Raw genomic sequence first — 21,749 nt, 5'->3', positions numbered from 1 at the left:
AGCGACTATTGACTTCGAAACTTGAAGGCATAGTCTCTGCAACGTTGCCTTTACCTTCAGGTGGTGGGCGGCGCGAAGGTATGCGCCACTGGTAGGACCCCTGAAGGGCTCGCCCCCCACCCCCGGCAGTGAGGCCGGTGGCCCGAGGAGTTCACGTGACCAGCACAGCGCAGTCGTCAGGAGCCAGGACGGCTCACCCCGATCATCTCGGGCACGTCATCTTCATCGCCGCGGCGGCCGCGATGGGCGGCTTCCTCTTCGGCTACGACAGTGCTGTCATCAACGGCGCCGTCGAGGCCATCCGCAGCCGGTACGACGTCGGCTCCGCGGCCCTCGCCCAGGTCATCGCCATCGCGCTGATCGGCTGCGCCGTCGGCGCCGCGACCGCGGGCCGCATCGCGGACCGCATCGGCCGCATCCGCTGCATGCAGATCTCGGCCGTCCTCTTCACCGTCAGCGCCGTCGGGTCCGCGCTCCCCTTCGCGCTGTACGACCTGGCCTTCTGGCGCGTCGTCGGCGGTTTCGCCATCGGCATGGCGTCCGTGATCGGCCCGGCCTACATCGCCGAGGTCGCGCCCGCCGCCTACCGCGGCCGGCTCGGTTCCTTCCAGCAGGCCGCGATCGTCGTCGGCATCGCGATCTCCCAGCTGGTCAACTGGGGCATCCTGAACGCCGCGGGCGGCGACCAGCGCGGCAAGCTGCTCGGCCTCGAGGCCTGGCAGGTCATGCTCGGCGTGATGGTCGTCCCCGCCGTCCTCTACGGCCTGCTCTCCTTCGCGATCCCCGAGTCGCCGCGCTACCTGATCTCCGCCGGCAAGGACGCCCGCGCCCGTGAGGTGCTCGCCGAGGTCGAGGGCAAAAACGTCGACCTGGACGCCCGGGTCGCCGAGATCGAGCTCGCCATGAAGCGCGAGCACAAGTCGACCTTCAAGGACCTGCTCGGCGGCCGGTTCTTCTTCCTGCCGATCGTCTGGATCGGCATCGGCCTCTCGGTCTTCCAGCAGTTCGTCGGCATCAACGTCGCCTTCTACTACTCCTCGACGCTGTGGCAGTCCGTCGGTGTCGACCCGTCGCAGTCGTTCTTCTACTCGTTCACGACGTCGATCATCAACATCATCGGCACCGTGATCGCCATGATCTTCGTCGACCGGGTCGGCCGCAGGCCGCTCGCGCTCATCGGCTCCGTGGGCATGGTCGTCGGCCTCGCCCTGGAGGCCTGGGCCTTCTCGTTCGACCTCGTCGACGGCAAGCTGCCGGCCACCCAGGGCTGGGTCGCGCTGATCGCCGCCCACGTCTTCGTCCTCTTCTTCGCCCTCTCGTGGGGTGTGGTCGTCTGGGTCTTCCTCGGCGAGATGTTCCCGAACCGGATCCGCGCCGCCGCGCTCGGCGTCGCCGCCTCCGCGCAGTGGATCGCCAACTGGGCCATCACCGCGAGCTTCCCCTCGCTGGCCGACTGGAACCTGTCCGCGACCTACGTGATCTACACGATCTTCGCCGCGCTCTCCATCCCCTTCGTGCTCAAGTTCGTGAAGGAGACCAAGGGCAAGGCCCTGGAGGAGATGGGCTAGGGCCCGTCGTTCGCATCAGGCCGGCTGTGGGCCCAAGGCCTCACCGGCCCCGTGTCTCGGGGAGAAGGGCCAAGTCCCCGCTGCCCCTCTCCCCGTATCCGTGAAGGCGTACCGCCCCGGCTCAGACCGCCAGGTCCCCGAGCCGGGGCAGTACGTTTTCGCAGAACAGGTGCAGGCTCCGCCAGCCCTCGTCGACGGGCATGCCGCCCGCCAGCGGATGCAGCACATGGCTCTCCAGCCGCTGCGCCACGCACTCGTCCGGGGTGAGGATGCGGTAGACGCCCTCCGCGCGCAGTTCGGCCACGGTCGCCGCCGCCGATCTCACCGCCGAGCGGATGTCGCCGGACTGCCAGGAGGCGTACATCCGGGCCTCGTGCAGGAAGTGCCCGCCGTACTCCGCCCACGCCTGGTCCGGGTCCTCGGCGATGTGCAGCAGCGGGGTCACGGCCGGCGGCATCATGGTCCAGCCCTCGGTGCCGTACTCGGCCAGCCTCTCCTCGTAGTACGCCTTCAGCTCCGGCAGATGCGCGCTCGGGAAGAACGGCAGCCCCAGCCGGGCGGCCCGCCGCGCCGCCGCCCTGGACGAACCGCCGACCAGCAGCAGGGGATGCGGCTGCGAGTACGGGCGGGGGGTGACCCGTACCGTACGGCCCCGGTACGCGAACTCCTCGCCGGTCCACGCCTTCAGCACCGTCTCCAGAAGCTCGTCCTGGAGCGCGCCGCGCCGCTTCCACTCCACGTCGAACAGGGCGTACTCCTCGGGCCGGTAGCCGATGCCGGCCACCGTGACCAGGCGCCCCTGGCCGAGCAGGTCGAGCACCGCGATGTCCTCCGCGAGGCGCAGCGGGTCGTGCAGCGGGCCGATGACCGCCGAGACGGTGACCGTGATGCGCCGGGTCGCACCGAAGACCGCGCCCGCGAGGACGAACGGCGAGGGCAGCCAGTTGTCGGCGACGCCGTGGTGCTCCTCGGTCTGCACGGTGGTGATCCCGCGGTCGTCGGCGTACGCGGCCATCTCGACCGCCGCCCGGTAGCGGGCGCTCAGTGACGCGGGTGTGGCGTCGGGCTCGACGAGGTTGAGGCGTACGACCGTGACGGGCATGGAGAGTCCCCCTTCACCGGGCGAGCGGGGTGGCGGTGCAAGGGGACGTTAGCTGACGGAGCGTCAGGCGGCCAGGGGGTGCGCGTCTCCCTGGGCGGTCGCCGGCACGGGTCCTTCCGGGGGGCGAGCAGGAGGGCCCCGCGCCCGAGGCGCCGGGCGGGCGGACGCCGTGGGGGGCCACCCCGTGCGGGCCGCGTCCCGCCCCTACGGCCCCCCCACCGGCGCCGCGGGCGTCCCGGCCGCGGGGCCGACCGCCCGGAGGCCTCCGTACGGCCACCCGCCCCCACCCGGCCGTACGGCCGGCCCGTGCTCCCTGCCCCGACCCCTTGCACGGTTCATGACCCCGACGGGCCCCGCAGGCTGGGCCCGGTGGAGGGGGATGGCCGATACTGAGGGGGTTATGGAAACCGTCATCCTTGCTGTAGTCATCGCCGTGGTCGTGATCGTCGCGCTCGGCGGGCTCGTCGTAGGCAGCCGCAGGCGCAAGCCGCTGCCTCCGCCGCCCCCCTCGACGCCCGACATCACCGCCCCTCCGGCCGAACCGCACGTCGGCGACGAGGCCGAGACACCGCGCGACGAAACGCGCAGAACGATCGAGGAGGTGGGCCTACCCGGCTCGACGCCGGTCGTCGTCGAGGAGCCCCCGGCAGCCGCCACGGCCCCTCCGATCGAGGTACCGGAGCCGACCGCCGGACGCCTCGTGCGGCTGCGCGCCCGGCTCTCCCGCTCGCAGAACGCGCTCGGCAAGGGGCTGCTCACGCTCCTCGCCCGCGAGCACCTCGACGAGGACACCTGGGAGGAGATCGAGGACACGCTGCTCACCGCCGACGTCGGCGTGCTGCCCACCCAGGAGCTGGTCGAGCGGCTGCGCGAGCGCGTGCGGGTGCTCGGCACGCGGACGCCCGAGGAGCTGCGCCTGCTCCTGCGCGAGGAGCTGCTCACCCTGCTCGTCCCCGAGTTCGACCGCGAGGTCAAGACCGACTCGAACCTGGACACCCCGGGCATCGTGATGGTCGTCGGGGTCAACGGCACCGGCAAGACCACCACCACCGGCAAGCTCGCCCGCGTGCTCGTCGCCGACGGCAAGAACGTGGTCCTCGGCGCGGCCGACACCTTCCGTGCCGCCGCCGCCGACCAGCTCCAGACCTGGGGGGAGCGGGTCGGTGCCCGCACCGTGCGCGGCCCCGAGGGCGGTGACCCGGCCTCGGTCGCCTTCGACTCGGTGAAGGAGGGCATCGCGGCGGGCGCCGACGTCGTCCTCATCGACACCGCCGGACGTCTGCACACGAAGACCGGGCTCATGGACGAGCTCGGCAAGGTCAAGCGTGTCGTCGAGAAGCAGGCCCCGCTCGACGAGGTGCTGCTCGTCCTCGACGCGACGACGGGCCAGAACGGCCTGGTGCAGGCCCGGGTCTTCGCCGAGGTCGTCGACATCACCGGCATCGTGCTCACCAAGCTCGACGGCACCGCCAAGGGCGGCATCGTCATCGCCGTCCAGCGCGAACTGGGCGTGCCGGTGAAGCTGGTGGGCCTCGGCGAGGGCGCCGACGACCTGGCGCCGTTCGAGCCGGAGGCGTTCGTTGACGCCCTTATCGGAGAGTGACCACCCGCTGATACCAGCAGGTGGCCGATGCGCGACCGCCGTCTCGGCGGACGCGCGGAAAGCGCCCGTTCCCCGGCAGGTGGGGGACGGGCGCTTCGCTGTACTGACCTAGGCCGGGCCGGGCCGGGCCGGGCCGGAGCCGGGCGGAGCGGACCCGCGTCAGACGCGTGAGCGGTGTGCCACGTACGCCAGGGTTCCCAGGAGCAGCCGCGCCTGGGGCGGGCGCGTCGCCGAGTCCAGTGCGGGCGGGCGCAACCAGCGGACCGGCCCGAGGCCCCCGCGGTCGGAGGGCGGGGCGGTGACGTACGTACCGGCCCCGAGGCCGTGCAGGTCGAGCGCCGCGTCGTCCCAGCCCATGCGGTAGAGCAGCCGGGGCAGCTCGGCCGCGGCACCCGGGGCGACGAAGAACTGGGCGCGGCCGTCCGGGGTCGCAGTCACCGGTCCGAGGGGAAGTCCCATCCGCTCGAGCCGGGCGAGGGCGCGGCGTCCGGCCGGCTCGGCGACCTCGATCACGTCGAAGGCGCGTCCCACGCACAGCATCACCGCGGCGCCCGGGAACTGCGCCCAGGCGTCGGAGACCTCGCCCAGCGTGGCGCCGGCCGGGATCACGGCGGCGAAGTCCAGGGGGTGCGCTCCGGGCGCGGGGCAGTCGGCCCTGCCGCACGAGCAGGCGCCCGCCGCGGCCCGGGCGCCGGGGACGACGTCCCAGCCCCAGAGCCCGGTGAACTCCGCCACGGCGGTGCAGTCCGACGTGCGCCCGCGGCGCCGTGCGCCGGGCCGGATCTCGCGAATGCCCCGAGTACCGCCGATCGTGAAGCCCATGCCCCCTCCAACGGGTCCAGCGCGCCGGTGGTTACGAAGCGGATCCGGAATGTGACGCTCTGTCATGGTAGTCCCCGGCCGTGCGCGATTCAGGCAGCGCATGGAAGTGCTCCGGGTGGTGCGCCCGGCGCCGTGCGCTCCCGTGTGCACCGCTCCGCTCGGCACCGGTCGTCGTGTCAAGTGAATCGTGTGGAGGGGGTCGCAGGTTCATTCGAAGGGGTGGCGAATGGTGGCGTTTCCGCGATCGCCATGGCTGGGCGCGTGATCGTAGGATTACTTTGTGTGCACAAGCCTCGAAGATGCGCGCACCTGTGGGTATGCCGGAGGCAAGTCGGTTTCCTGTTCCAAGGGTGGGAACTGCCGGACGCACGGCGGTATTTACCGGCATTCTGATAGGGCTTGGCGCACGCGGCGTACAAGTGGTCTCAGGGATGGGGGCGTTCCAGTGGGCGGCAACGGCGGAAGCGGGACGAACGCTGAGAAGCGCCCCAATGACCTGCTGGGCTCGTGGTTCGTGCGCAGCGGCTGGTCGAAGGGCGAGCTCGCGCGGCAAGTGAACCGCAGGGCACGCCAGTTGGGTGCCGGCCACATCTCCACGGACACCTCGCGCGTCCGCCGCTGGCTGGACGGTGAGAATCCCCGGGAGCCGATCCCGCGGATCCTGTCGGAGCTGTTCTCCGAGCGGTTCGGATGTGTCGTCGCCGTCGAGGATCTGGGACTGCGTGCCGCCCACCAGTCACCGTCCGTGTCGGGTGTCGACCTCCCCTGGGCCGGCCCGCAGACCGTCGCCCTGATCAGTGAGTTCTCGCGCAGCGACCTGATGCTGGCGCGGCGCGGCTTCTTAGGCAGTTCGCTGGCCCTCGCGGCCGGACCGGCGCTCATCGAGCCCATGCAGCGCTGGCTCGTGCCCACCCCGTCGGCGCCGCGCGCCGAGCCCGAGTCGCCCGCCGCCGCCCGCCGCGGAAACCGGCTCTCCAAGCCCGAGCTCGACCTCCTCGAGTCGACCACCGTGATGTTCCGCCAGTGGGACGCCCAGTGCGGCGGCGGTCTGCGCCGCAAGGCGGTCGTCGGCCAGCTGCACGAGGTGACGGACCTGCTCCAGGAGCCGCAGCCGGACGCCACGTACAGGCGGCTGTTCAAGGTCGCGGCCGAACTGGCCGAGCTGGCGGGCTGGATGAGCTACGACATCGGGCTCCAGCCCACCGCGCAGAAGTACTTCGTGCTCGCGCTGCACGCGGCCAAGGAGGCCGGGGACAAGCCCCTCGGCTCGTACATCCTCTCCAGCATGAGCCGCCAGATGATCCACCTGGGCCGGCCCGACGACGCCCTGGAACTCGTCCATCTCGCGCAGTACGGCAGCCGGGACTGCGCGAGTCCGCGCACCCAGGCCATGCTGTATGCGATGGAGGCCCGCGCCTACGCCAACATGGGCCAGCCCGGAAAGTGCAAGCGGGCCGTCCGGATGGCCGAGGACACCTTCGCCGACGTGCACGAGTGGGACGACCCGGACCCCGACTGGATCCGCTTCTTCTCCGAGGCCGAGCTCTACGGCGAGAACTCCCACTCCTACCGCGACCTCGCCTATGTCGCGGGCCGCAGCCCCACCTACGCGTCGCTGGCCGAGCCCCTGATGCAGCGGGCCGTGGACCTCTTCGCGAAGGACACCGAGCACCAGCGTTCGTACGCGCTCAACCTCATCGGCCTGGCCACGGTGCACCTGCTCCAGCGCGAGCCCGAGCGGGGGGCGGCCGTGGCCAAGGAGGCCATGGTGAGCGCCAAGAAGGTGCGCTCCGAGCGCGTGAGCACACGCATCCGAAAGACCGTGGACACGGCTGTACGCGATTTCGGGGACCTCGCCGAGATCGTCGACCTCACCGACCAGCTCGCCATCGACCTGCCCGAGACCGCCGAAGCGGTCTGACGCGCGGCCGCGCGAGCGGCCCGCCCCCTGCCCCGGCCGCGGCCGGCCGTCCCGAACCGCCCGACTCGGCTCCCCCGTGCCAGGTCATCGGACGGCCGTCCGCGGTCGGTCTCTCCCGCCTCCACGGCAGGTTGCGCCACGATAACGATCGTCCGGCCCGGCATCCGCCAGTTCATGGACGCGTAACACACCAGGCGCCTTCGTCACTGCGGCGAAACATCGAGGGGCGCCGACGGAAACCGCGCTGCGCCAATCTCATGGCGCATAACCGGCCCGCCCCTCATGAGACCGCTCAGGCTTCGCCCGCACGGGGCCGTACCAACGACGAGGAGACGCCGATGGCACCAGCCATCATGCTTGCGGCGGACGCGAAGTTGTCGTCCGCCAACACAGGCTTCATGCTCATCTGTTCCGCCCTGGTGATGCTCATGACACCGGGCCTGGCCTTCTTCTACGGAGGCATGGTCCGCGTCAAGAGCACCCTGAACATGCTGATGATGAGCTTCATCAGCCTCGGGATCGTCACCATCCTTTGGGTCCTCTACGGCTTCTCACTCGCCTTCGGTACCGACTCCGGCAGCATCATCGGCTGGTCTTCCGACTACGCCGGCTTCAGCAACATCGGCCTGACGCAGCTGTGGGACGGCTACACCATCCCGGTCTACGTCTTCGCCGTCTTCCAGCTGATGTTCGCGATCATCACGCCCGCGCTGATCAGCGGTGCCCTCGCGGACCGCGTCAAGTTCACCGCCTGGGCGCTGTTCATCACCCTCTGGGTCACGATCGTCTACTTCCCGGTCGCGCACTGGGTGTGGGGCACCGGCGGCTGGGCGTTCAAGCTCGGTGTCATCGACTTCGCCGGCGGCACCGCGGTCCACATCAACGCCGGTGCCGCGGCGCTCGGCGTGATCCTCGTCATCGGCAAGCGGGTCGGCTTCAAGAAGGACCCGATGCGCCCGCACAGCCTGCCGCTGGTCATGCTCGGCTCCGGCCTGCTGTGGTTCGGCTGGTTCGGCTTCAACGCCGGCTCCTGGCTGGGCAACGACGACGGCGTCGGCGCGCTCATGTTCGTCAACACGCAGATCGCCACCGCCGCCGCCATGCTGGCCTGGCTGGCCTACGAGAAGATCCGCCACGGCGCGTTCACCACCCTCGGTGCCGCCTCCGGCGCGGTCGCCGGCCTCGTCGCCATCACCCCGGCGGGCGGTGCGGTCTCCCCGCTCGGCGCGATCGCCGTCGGCGTCATCGCCGGTGTGCTGTGCGCCATGGCGGTCGGCCTGAAGTACAAGCTCGGCTACGACGACTCGCTCGACGTCATCGGCGTCCACCTCGTCGGCGGTGTCGTGGGCTCCCTGCTCATCGGCTTCTTCGCCAGCGGCGGCGGCCAGTCCGACGTCCAGGGCCTCTTCTACGGCGGCGGCCTCGACCAGTTCTGGAAGCAGTGCGCCGGTGTCTTCGCCGTCCTCGGCTACTCCCTGGTGGTCTCCGCGGTCCTCGCCTTCCTGATCGACCGGACGATGGGGATGCGCGTCACGGACGACGAGGAGGTGGCGGGCATCGACCAGGCCGAGCACGCCGAGACCGCATACGACTTCAGCGGCGCGGGCGGCGGTCTCGACCGGACCGCCGTGGCCGCCCCCCTCCAGGACACCGCGAGCAAGAAGGTGGACGCATGAAGCTCATCACCGCCGTCGTGAAGCCTCACCGGCTCGACGAGATCAAGGAAGCGCTCCAGGCATTCGGCGTGCACGGACTCACCGTCACCGAGGCCAGCGGCTACGGTCGGCAGCGGGGACACACCGAGGTCTACCGTGGGGCCGAGTACACCGTCGACCTGGTTCCCAAGATCCGTATCGAGGTGCTGGCCGAGGACGACGACGCCGAGCAGCTGATCGACGTCGTCGTGAAGGCCGCCCGCACCGGCAAGATCGGTGACGGCAAGGTCTGGTCCATCCCGGTCGACACCGCCGTCCGCGTCCGGACCGGCGAGCGCGGCCCGGACGCGCTGTAGAAGCGAAGAAAGACAGGAGTCGCTGGGTGACGAGTGCGGACATGCGTACGGAAGCAGAGGATTCGGGACCCAGCGGCTACGCGGCGGCCCGGCTGCGCCTCCTCCAGGAGGAGGCGCGGTCCGGGCCGCCGCGCCGTGCCGCCCTCGCCGAACTGACGGACGAGTGGCTCACCGGCCTCTTCGACGCCGGCGCCGCCGACCTGCGCGGCGTCTCCCTCGTCGCCGTCGGCGGCTACGGCCGCGGCGAGCTGTCCCCCCGCAGCGACCTCGACCTGCTGCTCCTGCACGACGGCGGCGACTCCCGGCGGATCGCCGCCCTCGCCGACCGCATCTGGTACCCCGTCTGGGACCTCGGCCTGGCCCTGGACCACTCCGTCCGCACGCCCGCCGAGGCCCGCAGGACCGCGGGCGAGGACCTCAAGGTGCAGCTCGGCCTGCTCGACGCCCGCCACCTCGCGGGCGACCTCGGCCTCACTGCGGGACTGCGCACGGCCGTCCTTGCCGACTGGCGCAACCAGGCGCCCAAACGCCTCCCCGAACTCCAGGAGCTGTGCGCCGAACGGGCCGAACGGCAGGGCGAACTGCAGTACCTGCTGGAGCCGGACCTGAAGGAGGCGCGAGGCGGCCTCAGGGACGCCACGGCCCTGCGCGCCGTCGCCGCGTCCTGGCTCGCCGACGCGCCCCGCGAAGGCCTCGCCGACGCCCGGCGCAGGCTCCTCGACGTACGCGACGCCCTCCACCTCGCCACCGGCCGCGCCACCGACCGCCTCGCCCTCCAGGAGCAGGACCAGGTCGCCGCCGAACTCGGACTCCTGGACGCCGACGCCCTGCTGCGCCAGGTGTACGAGGCCGCACGCGTCATCTCCTACGCCAGCGACGTCACCTGGCGCGAGGTCGGCCGCGTCCTCAGATCGCGCGCCGTACGGCCCCGGCTGCGCGCCATGCTCGGCGGCGCCAAGCCGGCCACCGAGCGCTCACCCCTCGCCGAGGGCGTGGTGGAGCAGGACGGCGAGGTCGTCCTCGCCCGCGCCGCCCGCCCCGAGCGCGACCCCGTGCTCCCGCTGCGCGCCGCCGCCGCGGCCGCCCAGTCCGGCCTGCCGCTCTCCCTGCACGCCGTGCGCCGGATGGCGGCCGTCGCCGGGCCGCTCCCGACGCCCTGGCCCGCGGAGGCCCGCGAACAGCTCGTCACCCTGCTCGGCTCCGGCCGGCCCACCGTCGACGTCTGGGAGGCGCTGGAGGCCGACGGGCTGATCACCCGGCTGCTGCCCGACTGGGAGCGGGTGCGCTGCCGGCCCCAGCGCAACGCCGTCCACATCTGGACCGTCGACCGCCACCTCATCGAAACCGCCGTCCGCGCCTCGGAACTGGCCCGCCGCGTCGGCCGGCCCGACCTGCTGCTGGTCGCCGCGCTGCTGCACGACATCGGCAAGGGCTGGCCCGGCGACCACTCCGTCGCAGGCGAGATCATCGCCAAGGACGTCGCCGCCCGCATCGGCTTCGACCGCGCCGAGGTGGCGGTGCTCGCCACCCTCGTACGCCATCATCTGCTGCTCGTCGAGACGGCCACCCGGCGCGACCTGGAGGACCCGGCCACCGTGCGCTCGGTCGCCGAGGCGGTCGGTTCGCAGGGCACCCTCGAACTGCTGCACGCGCTGACCGAGGCGGACGCGCTGGCCACCGGGCCCGCCGCCTGGTCGTCCTGGCGCGCGTCCCTGGTCGCCGACCTGGTCAAACGCGTCTCGGCCGTCCTCGCCGGGGACGCCCCCGAGGAGCCGGAGGACGCCGCGCCCACCGCCGAGCAGGAGCGGCTCGCCATCGAGGCGTTCCGCACGGGCGGTCCGGTCCTCACTCTGCACGCGCAGACCGAGACACCGGCCGAGGAGGAGCCCGCCGGCGACCCGGAACCGCTCGGCGTCGAACTGCTCATCGCCGTGCCCGACCAGCCCGAGGTGCTGCCCGCCGTGGCCGGCGTCCTCGCGATGCACCGCCTGACCGTCCGCACCGCCGAACTGCGCGCCCTGGACCTGTCCGCGTCCGTGCAGGGCTCGGTGCTGCTGCTCAACTGGCGCGTCGCCGCCGAGTACGGTTCGCTGCCCCAGGCCACCCGGCTGCGCGCCGACCTCGTGCGCGCCCTGGAGGGGTCCCTGGACATCGCGGGCCGGCTCGCCGAGCGGGACGCCGCCTACCCCCGGCGCCGCGGGACGGTCGCGCCGCCCGCCCGGGTCACGGTCGCCCCGGCCGCCTCCCGGCACGCCACGGTCATCGAGGTGCGCGCCCACGACGCCCCCGGCCTGCTGCACCGCATCGGCCGGGCACTGGAGAAGGCGAACGTACGCGTACGGAGCATGCACGTGTCCACCCTCGGCGCCAACGCCGTGGACGCCTTCTACGTGACGGGGCCGGACGGCGCACCCCTGCCGGGGGAGGAGGCGGCGACGGTGGCCAGGGCGCTGGAGGAGACGCTGCGGGGTTAGCCGGTGCCGTCCGGATCACCGCGGGCCGCGGTGATCCGGACGGCGACCCCCTGACGCGAGGCGGAGAAAGCCTCGTACGCACGCGGTGGAGACCCCACCGTGCCCGGCCGGATACCCTGGAGGGCGATTCCCTCGCCCCCGACCCCTGAGGACAGACGAGCGCCGTGTTCGATACTCTCTCCGATCGCCTCTCAGCGACGTTCAAGAACCTGCGGGGCAAGGGCCGGCTGTCCGAAGCTGACATCGACGCCACCGCACGCGAGATCCGTATCGCGCTCCTCGAAGCCGACGTGGCACTGCCGGTCGTGCGGACCTTCATCAAGAACGTCAAGGAGCGTGCCCTCGGCGCCGAGGTCTCCAAGGCGCTGAACCCGGCACAGCAGGTCCTCAAGATCGTCAACGAGGAACTGGTCACGATCCTCGGCGGTGAGACGCGACGGCTGCGCTTCGCCAAGAACCCGCCCACCGTGATCATGCTCGCGGGTCTGCAGGGTGCCGGTAAGACCACGCTCGCCGGAAAGCTCGGCAAGTGGCTCAAGGACCAGGGGCACTCCCCGATCCTGGTGGCCGCCGACCTCCAGCGCCCGAACGCGGTCAACCAGCTCAGCGTCGTCGCCGAGCGCGCCGGTGTCGCCGTCTACGCCCCCGAGCCGGGCAACGGCGTGGGCGACCCGGTCAAGGTCGCCAAGGACTCCATCGACTTCGCGAAGACGAAGGTCCACGACATCGTGATCGTGGACACCGCCGGCCGCCTCGGCATCGACCAGGAGCTGATGCGGCAGGCCGCGGACATCCGCGACGCGGTCTCGCCGGACGAGATCCTCTTCGTCGTCGACGCGATGATCGGCCAGGACGCGGTCAACACCGCCGAGTCCTTCCGCGACGGCGTCGGCTTCGACGGCGTCGTCCTGTCGAAGCTCGACGGTGACGCCCGCGGTGGTGCCGCGCTGTCGATCGCCTCGGTCACCGGCAAGCCGATCATGTTCGCGTCGAACGGCGAGAAGCTCGACGACTTCGACGCCTTCCACCCCGACCGGATGGCCTCCCGCATCCTCGACATGGGTGACCTGCTCACCCTGATCGAGCAGGCGGAGAAGACGTTCAGTCAGGACGAGGCCGAGAAGATGGCCTCCAAGCTGGCGTCCAAGAAGGGCCAGGACTTCACGCTCGACGACTTCCTGGCGCAGATGGAGCAGGTCAGGAAGATGGGCAGCATCAGCAAGCTGCTCGGCATGCTTCCCGGCATGGGCCAGATCAAGGACCAGATCAACAACATCGACGAGCGGGACGTCGACCGCACGGCCGCGATCATCAAGTCGATGACGCCGGCCGAGCGCCAGGAACCGACGATCATCAACGGCTCGCGCCGTGCCCGTATCGCCAAGGGTTCCGGCGTCGAGGTCAGCGCCGTCAAGAACCTGGTCGAGCGGTTCTTCGAGGCCCGCAAGATGATGTCCCGCATGGCGCAGGGCGGCGGCATGCCGGGGATGCCCGGGATGCCGGGCATGGGCGGCGGTCCCGGCCGCGCCAAGAAGAAGCAGAAGCAGGCCAAGGGCAAGCAGCGCTCCGGCAACCCGATGAAGCGCCGCCAGCAGGAGCTGGAGGAGGCGCAGCGCCGCGAGGCCGGCGCTCAGCCGGGCGGCGCCTTCAACCTGCCGCAGCAGGGCGCCCAGGACTTCGAACTGCCCGACGAGTTCAAGAAGTTCATGGGCTGACGGGTCCTCCCGCAGGGCTTCGTCGCCCTGACGGCACCGGGGGCGCGCCTCACCGAGGAGCGCCCCCGCTGGCATGCCCGCCCGGTGCGGAGGGGCGAGCCGGTGCCGCTCCGTCGCGCGCGGGCGCGGGCGCTCTCCCTTGCACAGCCGGTGCCGCCGCTCTCCTGTGCACGGACGGTGCCGTCCTCCCGTACGCAGGGGTCGGCGCTCTGTCGTGCACGGCCGGTGCCGCCCCTTGCGCGCAGGCGTCGGGCGCTCTCCCGCGCACGGCCGGTGCAGTCCTCCGGCGCGCAGAAGCTGTCGGCGGACGCAGCAGGTGTCGGCGGACGCAGCAGGTGCCGGCGGACGGAGCTGGTGCCGGCGGCGACGCCTGGGGAGACGGCGGTCCGGTGGGGTCAGCCGCTCCGCCCTGTCACCTCACGGCACACGGGCGATCAGGTACCGGAAGATGTTGGTCATCCACACGGTCCCGTCCTTCCGGCGGTGCGGATGGAGGGCCTCCGTCAGTTCCTCACCGACCCGCACCCGGTCGGTCGCGGCGATCGCCGTGTCGAACAGCCCGGTCGACAGCAGCCCCCGCACCGCGTTGCCCACGTCGGCGTACCCGAAGGGGCAGGCCACCCGGCCCGAACCGTCCGGCTTCAGCCCGGCCCGCCGGGCGACGTCCTCCAGGTCGTCGCGCCGGGCCGAGCGCCAACTTCCCTCACGGCGCACCGCGTCGGCCGGTTTCGCGGCGACCCGCAGCACGGAGGACGTCGTGCACCGCTCCGGCGGGCCCCAGCCGGCCAGGACGACGGACGCGCCGCGCCGGGCGAGCGGCGCCGACGCCTCCAGAAGCTCCCCGAGCCCTTCACAGTCCCCGGCCGCGCCGCCGATCGGCTCGAACGCAGTCACCACGGTGTACGCGGGGGAGCCGGGGCCGGCCAGATCGGCGGGCTCTCCCTCGACGATCCGCGCGTCACCACGTGCGCCCGGGCCCCTCGCCTCCGGTCGCATCCGTTCCCGCGCCAGCGCGAGCCGTTCGGCCGAGGAGTCGACGCCGGTGACCGTGGCCCCGCGCGACGCCGCCATCAACAGCGCGAGTCCCGAGCCGCAGCCGAGACCGAGCAGTCGCGTTCCCGCACCCACTTCGAGCCGCTCGTAGACGGCCTCGTAGAGCGGGACCAGCATCCGCTCCTGGATCTCGGCCCAGTCACGCGCGCGTGCACACCGGTCGACGCGAGGAGGGTGTCCCGCGTGAGCCGGCTGTTGCCGCACGAGCGTAGGTGTCATCGAAAGCGCCCCATTCCGCCGAGAGTTGTCCCGTGCCCCGTTCTCATGGCCCCCGTGCAGTGCGCGCTCGCACTCCCCGTATGCCAGGTAACTGCGCACTCGTCCTCGCGTCCAGGGGTTGTGGGCCTTTGCTTGCGTGCCGCCCGGACGCGCCCTCGTACTCGGCCGGAATCACCTCCGCGCCAGGTTCGGTCCATGCCGCGGCAGACCGCCGCCGTGCCGTGCGCGGCACGGGAAGGGTCCCTGTCGTCGTGCTCGGGGGACGGTCTTCCGTGGTCTCCGCCCCGCGTCAAGGGTGGCCTGATCGCGTCGTACGGCGATGACAGCGCGTCGCGAGTACCGCCGCGCTCCGCGCCCGTCCGGACTCCGTCCTCGTGGGCCCGGGTGACGATGCCGTTCCGGCCAAGGTCCGCGAACGCGGCGACCGGCGTGCCCGTGGGGAGAAACTCCGTGACCGTAGGCGTCCGTGGCATCCGTGGCGGAGGACGGGGCGGTGCGGAGGGCGCCCGGAGCACCCGGTAACGTCGCCGTCGGAGCGTGCGCCCGCCGGGCCGCTCCCGAGCGCGGCCGAAAGGCTCCTTGCGCATCTGATGACGTCAGGCGCCCCGGCGCGGGGGCCCCGTCTACACGCCGGGGCGTACGCGTGACTACGTACCGGCTCGGTGCGAACTGTGAGGCTTCTCCGCAGATCAGCGCACCCGCCCTCGTCAGGACGCATCAGCGGCAACTGACGGGTACGTGCAAATTATTTGGGATGCCCCGGAATAGGAACACAGAGGCACCCCGGCTCGTTGTCACGACGTGAGCACGACACCACCTGTTCTCGCCGCAGAGCTGGCAGGGGCGTGGGCCGACATTCAGCGGCACCACCCCGAGCTGCCCGATCTTGCCGCGCCCGAGTCCCTGATCGGAGAGTCGTCGTCCGCCTGCGGGCACGAACTCTCCTTCGAGCGACTGCTTCACGAGGCAGTCCACGGCATCGCCGCCGCCCGAGGTGTCCGCGACACCTCGCGCGCCGGCCGGTACCACAACCGCAGATTCCTCGCGATCGCGGAGGAGCTGGGCCTCGACCACCCCGAGGAGCCGCATCCCAGCAGCGGCTTCTCGCTGGTCACGCTCAACCCCGAAGCGAAGCGCCGCTACCGCCCGACGATCGAGCGGCTGCAGCGCGCCCTCAAGGCCCACACCGCCGCGACCGCCTCCGACACCGCCCGCAGCTTCCGGGGCCCGGCCGCCCGGCACGGCTCGTCCGGCGGGGGCGTCCGCGTCAAGGCGGTCTGCGACTGCGGGCGCAACGTCCGCGTCGTCCCGTCGGTCCTGGCACAGGCTCCGATCGTGTGCGGGGGGTGCGGCAAACCCTTCCGGATCCCGGAGGTCGTGGGCGCGGCGGCCGGCTGAGGCTCCGTCGTCCCGCGCGGACGTGCCGCACGGGGCGGCGCGGGCGGGCCGGCGCGGGAAGCGGCCACCGGCGCCGGGTCACGGACGGCTCCAGCGGTGAGCGGCGGCATCTCGTGGATGCCGGTCTCAGGGCCGGGGCCGATCCCTCCCGGCGCCGGGTGCCGGGTGCCCCGTGCCCGTGGGGCCGGGCCGACGCGTGGGCGCGACCCCGGCCGGTGAGGGGTGCTGTCGGGATGTGGCACAATGGCTAGCTGTACTCGACAGCCGCACAGGACCCCTCTCTCCTCCGGCTGACGCGTCCATCGGGCACTCGGGTACCGCAACCCCACGCGGCAATCTCGCCGTGCCCAACCACGTCATAGACCAGGAGACACCACTTCCGTGGCAGTCAAGATCAAGCTGAAGCGTCTGGGCAAGATCCGTTCGCCTCACTACCGCATCGTCGTCGCCGACTCCCGTACCCGCCGTGACGGCCGGGCCATCGAGGAGATCGGCCTGTACCACCCGGTGCAGAACCCCTCGCGCATCGAGGTCGACTCCGAGCGTGCGCAGTACTGGCTGGGTGTCGGCGCGCAGCCGACCGAGCCCGTGCTCGCCATCCTCAAGCTGACCGGCGACTGGCAGAAGTACAAGGGCGAGCCCGCCCCGGCGCCGCTGCTCGTCGCTGAGCCGAAGGCCACCCGCCCCGTCTTCGACGCCCTCGGTGGCGAAGACGAGAGCAAGGGTGAAGCCATCACCCAGAAGAAGAAGGCTGAGAAGAAGGACGACGCCGCGGCCGAGTCCTCTTCGTCTGAGTCGACCGAGGCCTGAGCATGCTCGAGGAGGCTCTCGAGCACCTCGTCAAAGGCATCGTCGACAACCCCGACGATGTGCAGGTCGCCTCGCGTGACCTGCGCCGCGGGCGCGTGCTCGAGGTCCGGGTCCACCCGGACGACCTCGGCAAGGTGATCGGCCGCAACGGCCGCACCGCGCGCGCACTGCGCACCGTCGTGGGCGCCATCGGCGGCCGTGGTGTCCGCGTCGACCTCGTCGACGTGGACCACGTCCGCTGACGTAGGACAGCACCGGCTCGGGCCGGGGAGGGCCGATCCGGCCGTCCCCGGCCCGTAGTCGTCCGCGGCCCCCCGTGGCCGCGGGCGGACAGCCGGTCGAAGCACACGCAGCAGGCACACGACAGGAGATCGAAAGAAGTGCAGCTGGTAGTCGCTCGCGTCGGCCGCGCCCACGGCATCAAGGGCGAGGTCACCGTCGAGGTACGCACCGACGAGCCGGAACTCAGGCTGGCACCGGGCGCCGTCCTGGCCACGGACCCCGCGTCCACCGGTCCGCTGACCATCGAGACGGGCCGGGTGCACAGCGGCCGTCTGCTGCTGCGTTTCGAGGGCGTACGCGACCGGAACGCCGCCGAGGCGCTGCGCAACACCCTCCTCATCGCCGACGTCGACCCGGACGAGAAGCCCGAGGACCCGGACGAGTACTACGACCACCAGCTCATGGACCTGGACGTCGTGACGGCGGACGGGGCCGAGGTCGGGCGGATCACCGAGATCTCGCATCTGCCCTCCCAGGACCTGTTCGTCGTGGAGCGGCCCGACGGCACCGAGGTGCTGATCCCGTTCGTCGAGGAGATCGTCACCGAGATCGACCTGGCGGAGCAGCGGGCCGTCATCGACCCGCCGCCGGGACTCATCGACGACCGCGCCGAGATCGCCTCGTCGAGGGACGCCGCCGAAGAGGGCGCCGCCCCGGACGAAGCGGACGGCACACCCGGAGCGGGCACGTCCGGGGAAGACGCCTGATGCGACTCGACGTCGTCACGATCTTCCCCGAGTACCTCGAACCCCTGAACGTCTCGCTCGTCGGCAAGGCACGCGCGCGTGGACAGCTGAACGTGCACGTGCACGACCTCCGCGAGTGGACGTACGACCGGCACAACACGGTCGACGACACCCCGTACGGCGGCGGCCCCGGCATGGTCATGAAGACGGGACCCTGGGGCGACGCCCTGGACTCCGTCCTGGCCGACGGGTACGAGACGGGTTCGCACGGGCCCGTCCTGGTCGTGCCCACCCCCAGCGGACGCCCCTTCACCCAGGAACTCGCCGTCGAGCTCTCCGAGCGGCCCTGGCTGGTCTTCACGCCTGCCCGCTACGAGGGCATCGACCGCCGCGTCATCGACGAGTACGCCACCCGCATGCCCGTCCACGAGGTCTCCATCGGCGACTACGTGCTGGCCGGCGGCGAAGCGGCCGTGCTCGTCGTCACCGAGGCCGTGGCCCGGCTGCTGCCCGGCGTCCTCGGCAACGCCGAGTCCCACCGGGACGACTCCTTCGCCCCCGGAGCGATGGCCAACCTCCTGGAGGGGCCCGTCTACACGAAGCCGCCCGAGTGGCGCGGCCGGGACATCCCCGACGTGCTGGTCAGCGGCCACCACGGCAAAATCGCCCGCTGGCGCCGGGACGAGGCCCTGCGCCGTACGGCCGCGAACCGGCCCGACCTCATCGAGCGCTGCCCTCCCGCGGCCTTCGACAAGAAGGACCGCGAGATGCTCTCCATCCTGGGCTGGGCACCGGACCCGGACGGCGAGCGGTACGGCCGATTTTGGCGCAGGCCCCAGGCCGTGGAAGAATAGGCCGCTGCTGTACGTCGTCCGGCGCGCGCCCCTGCCACAGGGGGACACGACGCCCGCCCCGATGCGGCAGCCCACCTTCTGGAAATCAACGCCCGTTGATGACCTGTGGCATCAACGAAGAAAGCAGACGACATGTCTCACCTGCTCGACTCCGTCGACAGCGCCTCGCTGCGCACCGACATCCCGGCCTTCCGCCCGGGTGACACCGTCAACGTCCACGTCCGCGTCATCGAGGGCAACCGCTCCCGTGTGCAGCAGTTCAAGGGCGTAGTCATCCGCCGCCAGGGCGCCGGTGTCCGCGAGACCTTCACGGTCCGCAAGGTCTCCTTCTCCGTCGGCGTCGAGCGCACGTTCCCGGTGCACACCCCGATCGTCGAGAAGATCGAGCTCGTCACCCGCGGTGCCGTGCGCCGCGCCAAGCTGTACTACCTCCGTGAGCTGCGCGGCAAGGCCGCGAAGATCAAGGAGAAGCGCGACAACTGAGCTCGCGCACGGGGTCACGGAAGAGCCGGATAGCATCTGGCTCCGATGGACACCGAAGCACAGCCCGTGGAGCGCGACCGCTCCTCCCGCCCCCGTGAGTCCGAGGAGATCTCGGACACCGGAGGCCCGGAGGGGCGGTCGCGTTCTGCGTTGCTGGACCGGGCCGCCGACTGGCTCCCCGGCGGGCGGATCACCCTCACCCTGCTCGTCTGCCTGCTCTTCCTGCTGCTCCTCAGCACCTTCGTGATGCAGCCCTTCCAGATTCCGAGCAGTTCCATGGAGCGGGGATTGAGGATCGGGGACCGCGTTCTCGTAAATAAGTTGGCGTACCGTTTTGGTGCCGAGCCGCAGCGCGGCGATGTCGTCGTGTTCGACGGCACCGGCTACTTCGGAGCTGCCGACTACGTGAAACGCGTCGTCGGGGTGGGCGGTGACCACGTGGTCTGCTGCGACAAGGAGGGCAGGGTGGAGGTGAACGGCCGGTCGGTCGACGAGTCGGCGTTCCTCCATCCGGGGGACCACCCGTCCGACGCCCCCTTCGACGTCGTCGTGCCCGACGGCACCCTCTTCCTGCTGGGCGACCACCGCGGCGACTCCAGTGACTCCCGCGACCACCTGGGCTCACCGGGCGGCGGCATGATCCCGGTCGGCCACGTGATCGGCCGCGCCGACTGGATCGCCTGGCCCGCCGGCCACTGGACCCGGCTGGAGCGCCCCGACGCCTACGCGCGCGTGCCCGCCGCGGACGGTGCCCGTGGGTAACCGAGGGCGCCCGCGCGGCGCCCCCAGCACCGCCGCCGACAACCTGCTGCCCACCGGACTGCGGCGGGCGGGCGGCGCCGCCCGCCCCGGCCGCGCCGAGCGCCGCAAGCTCGCCCGCAAGGTCAAGCGGCGCAGGCGCCGCTCGGCCGTCAAGGAGATCCCGCTCCTCGTCGGAGTGGCGGTCCTCATCGCCCTCGTCCTGAAGACGTTCCTGGTGCAGGCGTTCGTGATCCCGTCGGGTTCCATGGAGAACACGATCCAGATCGGCGACCGGGTCCTCGTCGACAAGTTCACCCCCTGGTTCGGCTCCAGGCCCCAGCGCGGTGACGTCGTCGTCTTCAAGGACCCGGGAAACTGGCTGGAAGGGGAGCAGACCGCCAAGAAGGACGACCCCGTCGTCGTCAAGCAGGTCAAGGAGGGGCTCACCTTCATCGGGCTGCTGCCCTCCGACAACGACCGGGACCTGATCAAGCGGGTCGTCGCGGTCGGCGGCGACACCGTCAAGTGCTGCGACAAGCAGGGCCGGGTGACCGTCAACGGGACCCCGCTCGACGAGCCGTACATCCACCCGGACAACAAGCCCTCGGCGTTCGCCTTCCAGGTCACCGTGCCGCAGGGCCGCCTCTGGGTGATGGGCGACCACCGCGCCAACTCCGCCGACTCCCGCTACCACCGCTCCGAGAAATACGGCGGCACGGTCTCCGAGGAGTCCGTGGTGGGACGGGCCATGGTCATCGCCTGGCCCGTCGGCCACTGGACCCGGCTCAAGGAGCCGGACACATACGCCTCCGTGCCGACTGGGTCGACCACCGCTCTCGGCCCGTCGCATAGGGTGGCCCCCGCGGATCGATACGGATTGATCCCGCTCCCGAGCCCTGCGGAACTCCCGCTCGTTATGGGAGTGGTGGGCCTGCGCCGGATGCGACGCGGGCGGCGGCACGGAGTGAGGAGTGGATGTGGGGGACTTGGCGGTCGGCGCACGATCCGGACACGAGGGCCCGGAGGAGCGACCGGAGCGGCCCGGCGACACGGCTTCCCCGGCAGACGACGTCGCAGGCTCCGGGAGTGAGTCCGCGGACGGCGACGGCACCCACGGGCGCGGCGAGCAGGACGGCGGTGCCGACGGACGGGGCCGGTCCAGGAAGCAGCGCTCCTTCTGGAAGGAGCTTCCCCTCCTCATCGGCATCGCGCTGGTGCTCGCCCTGCTGATCAAGACCTTCCTGGTGCAGGCGTTCTCGATTCCCTCGGACTCGATGCAGAACACGCTCCAGCAGGGCGACCGGGTGCTGGTCGACAAACTGACCCCCTGGTTCGGCTCCGAGCCCGAGCGCGGCGAGGTCGTCGTCTTCCACGACCCCGACAAATGGCTGGCGGGCGAGCCGACGCCGAACCCGAACGCGGTGCAGAAGGCCCTGAGCTGGGTCGGCCTGATGCCCTCGGCCGAGGAGAAGGACCTGATCAAGCGGGTCGTCGGGGTCGCCGGGGACACCATCGAGTGCAAGGGCAGCGGCCCGCTCAAGGTGAACGGCAAGGCGCTGAACGAGGCGTCGTACGTCTACGCGGGGAACACGCCGTGCAGCGTCGACGACCAGGGCGGCCAGTTCAAGGTGACGGTGCCCAAGGGCAAGATCTGGGTCATGGGCGACCACCGGCAGAACTCGCTGGACTCCCGCTACCACCAGCAGGACGCGAACAAGGGATTCGTGCCCGTCGGCAACGTGGTGGGCCGCGCCATCGTCATCGCCTGGCCGCCCACCCGCTGGGACACCCTGCCCGTTCCCGACACCTTCGACCAGAACCTGAGCGCGGCGGCCCCGGGTGCCCTCGGGCTCGCCGGTGCCGCTCCGCTGGTGCTGTGGCGCCGCCGCCGTCTCACCACGGCCGGCACCAGGGTTTCTGGGCACGGTACCGCCGGGTAGGGTGCCGTCCCAGATCGCCGATCTTCCACGGCCCGCACCCGGGCCGCGAGGTCGATTCTCCGCGTTG

The 21,749-nt window shown here is 71.6% G+C and carries 19 protein-coding genes; 16 read left to right on the top strand and 3 right to left on the bottom strand.

The window, feature by feature from the left end:
- Positions 1 to 155: 155 nt before the first annotated feature.
- Positions 156 to 1,568 (top strand): sugar porter family MFS transporter, encoded by a 1,413-nt coding sequence (locus ACFYP4_RS30230; RefSeq protein WP_388789706.1) that lies wholly within the window; start codon positions 156 to 158, stop codon positions 1,566 to 1,568.
- Positions 1,569 to 1,689: 121 nt separating this feature from the next.
- Here the strand turns inward: ACFYP4_RS30230 and ACFYP4_RS30225 are convergent, their stop codons facing one another.
- Positions 1,690 to 2,670 carry an LLM class flavin-dependent oxidoreductase gene (locus tag ACFYP4_RS30225; RefSeq protein ID WP_388789703.1) on the bottom strand — a complete coding sequence of 327 codons (981 nt, stop codon included), beginning with the start codon at positions 2,668 to 2,670 and terminating at the stop codon, positions 1,690 to 1,692.
- 400 nt (positions 2,671 to 3,070) lie between these two features.
- On the opposite strand from ACFYP4_RS30225, the gene ftsY reads away from it, so the two are divergent.
- Complete coding sequence (gene ftsY / locus ACFYP4_RS30220; RefSeq protein WP_358854886.1) at positions 3,071 to 4,273, top strand: signal recognition particle-docking protein FtsY; 1,203 nt, start codon at positions 3,071 to 3,073, stop codon at positions 4,271 to 4,273.
- Positions 4,274 to 4,432: 159 nt separating this feature from the next.
- Here ftsY and ACFYP4_RS30215 read toward each other — a convergent pair whose 3' ends face one another.
- Entirely contained in the window at positions 4,433 to 5,095 is a 663-nt protein-coding gene (locus tag ACFYP4_RS30215; protein WP_388789699.1) for a bifunctional DNA primase/polymerase, read from the bottom strand.
- Between the two features lie 445 nt (positions 5,096 to 5,540).
- On the opposite strand from ACFYP4_RS30215, the gene ACFYP4_RS30210 reads away from it, so the two are divergent.
- The 5 genes from ACFYP4_RS30210 (at position 5,541) to ffh (ending at position 13,216) form a co-directional block, all read left to right on the top strand.
- On the top strand, positions 5,541 to 7,016 hold the full coding sequence (locus ACFYP4_RS30210) for a hypothetical protein (protein WP_358854888.1): 1,476 nt from the start codon (positions 5,541 to 5,543) through the stop codon (positions 7,014 to 7,016).
- 338 nt (positions 7,017 to 7,354) lie between these two features.
- Entirely contained in the window at positions 7,355 to 8,692 is a 1,338-nt protein-coding gene (locus ACFYP4_RS30205) for an ammonium transporter (protein ID WP_358854889.1), read from the top strand.
- Entirely contained in the window at positions 8,689 to 9,027 is a 339-nt protein-coding gene (locus ACFYP4_RS30200; RefSeq protein ID WP_010984084.1) for a P-II family nitrogen regulator, read from the top strand. Before ACFYP4_RS30205 ends, ACFYP4_RS30200 begins: the two co-directional genes overlap by 4 nt.
- 26 nt (positions 9,028 to 9,053) lie before the next feature.
- On the top strand, positions 9,054 to 11,501 hold the full coding sequence (locus ACFYP4_RS30195; protein ID WP_388789695.1) for a [protein-PII] uridylyltransferase: 2,448 nt from the start codon (positions 9,054 to 9,056) through the stop codon (positions 11,499 to 11,501).
- 164 nt (positions 11,502 to 11,665) lie between these two features.
- Positions 11,666 to 13,216, top strand: coding sequence for a signal recognition particle protein (ffh, locus tag ACFYP4_RS30190; protein ID WP_358855359.1), 1,551 nt, complete (start codon positions 11,666 to 11,668; stop codon positions 13,214 to 13,216).
- Positions 13,217 to 13,633: 417 nt separating this feature from the next.
- On the opposite strand, the gene ACFYP4_RS30185 is transcribed toward ffh, so the two are convergent.
- Positions 13,634 to 14,488: a methyltransferase domain-containing protein gene (locus ACFYP4_RS30185; RefSeq protein WP_358855360.1), complete on the bottom strand. Its 855-nt coding sequence runs from the start codon at positions 14,486 to 14,488 to the stop codon at positions 13,634 to 13,636.
- A gap of 801 nt (positions 14,489 to 15,289) precedes the next feature.
- Here ACFYP4_RS30185 and ACFYP4_RS30180 point away from each other — a divergent pair.
- From ACFYP4_RS30180 to lepB (ACFYP4_RS30140), 9 genes are all read left to right on the top strand, one after another.
- Positions 15,290 to 15,886, top strand: coding sequence for a hypothetical protein (locus ACFYP4_RS30180; protein ID WP_358855361.1), 597 nt, complete (start codon positions 15,290 to 15,292; stop codon positions 15,884 to 15,886).
- Positions 15,887 to 16,267: 381 nt separating this feature from the next.
- The gene (gene rpsP / locus ACFYP4_RS30175) at positions 16,268 to 16,696 is read left to right on the top strand and encodes a 30S ribosomal protein S16 (RefSeq protein WP_358855362.1); all 429 of its coding nucleotides are present in this window, start codon (positions 16,268 to 16,270) and stop codon (positions 16,694 to 16,696) included.
- Positions 16,697 to 16,698: 2 nt separating this feature from the next.
- Positions 16,699 to 16,938 (top strand): RNA-binding protein, encoded by a 240-nt coding sequence (locus tag ACFYP4_RS30170; protein ID WP_005479813.1) that lies wholly within the window; start codon positions 16,699 to 16,701, stop codon positions 16,936 to 16,938.
- A gap of 138 nt (positions 16,939 to 17,076) precedes the next feature.
- The gene (rimM, locus tag ACFYP4_RS30165; protein ID WP_358855363.1) at positions 17,077 to 17,685 is read left to right on the top strand and encodes a ribosome maturation factor RimM; all 609 of its coding nucleotides are present in this window, start codon (positions 17,077 to 17,079) and stop codon (positions 17,683 to 17,685) included.
- Complete coding sequence (trmD, locus tag ACFYP4_RS30160) at positions 17,685 to 18,518, top strand: tRNA (guanosine(37)-N1)-methyltransferase TrmD (RefSeq protein ID WP_358855364.1); 834 nt, start codon at positions 17,685 to 17,687, stop codon at positions 18,516 to 18,518. The genes rimM and trmD overlap by 1 nt, the downstream gene beginning before the upstream one ends.
- Before the next feature lie 132 nt (positions 18,519 to 18,650).
- The gene (rplS, locus tag ACFYP4_RS30155) at positions 18,651 to 19,001 is read left to right on the top strand and encodes a 50S ribosomal protein L19 (RefSeq protein ID WP_358855365.1); all 351 of its coding nucleotides are present in this window, start codon (positions 18,651 to 18,653) and stop codon (positions 18,999 to 19,001) included.
- A 45-nt stretch (positions 19,002 to 19,046) separates the two neighbouring features.
- Positions 19,047 to 19,763: a signal peptidase I gene (lepB, locus tag ACFYP4_RS30150; RefSeq protein ID WP_388789689.1), complete on the top strand. Its 717-nt coding sequence runs from the start codon at positions 19,047 to 19,049 to the stop codon at positions 19,761 to 19,763.
- A complete protein-coding gene (lepB, locus tag ACFYP4_RS30145) occupies positions 19,756 to 20,832 on the top strand; it encodes a signal peptidase I (protein ID WP_388789686.1) in 1,077 nt (358 codons plus the stop codon). Before lepB (ACFYP4_RS30150) ends, lepB (ACFYP4_RS30145) begins: the two co-directional genes overlap by 8 nt.
- Entirely contained in the window at positions 20,720 to 21,682 is a 963-nt protein-coding gene (gene lepB / locus ACFYP4_RS30140) for a signal peptidase I (RefSeq protein WP_358855368.1), read from the top strand. Before lepB (ACFYP4_RS30145) ends, lepB (ACFYP4_RS30140) begins: the two co-directional genes overlap by 113 nt.
- Positions 21,683 to 21,749: the final 67 nt, after the last annotated feature.

Source organism: Streptomyces sp. NPDC005551 (genome assembly GCF_042871785.1).
In the GTDB taxonomy this organism is placed as follows: Bacteria; Actinomycetota; Actinomycetes; order Streptomycetales; family Streptomycetaceae; genus Streptomyces.
Note: the sequence above shows the minus strand (reverse complement) of the source record. Positions and strands in the feature narration are given on the sequence as shown.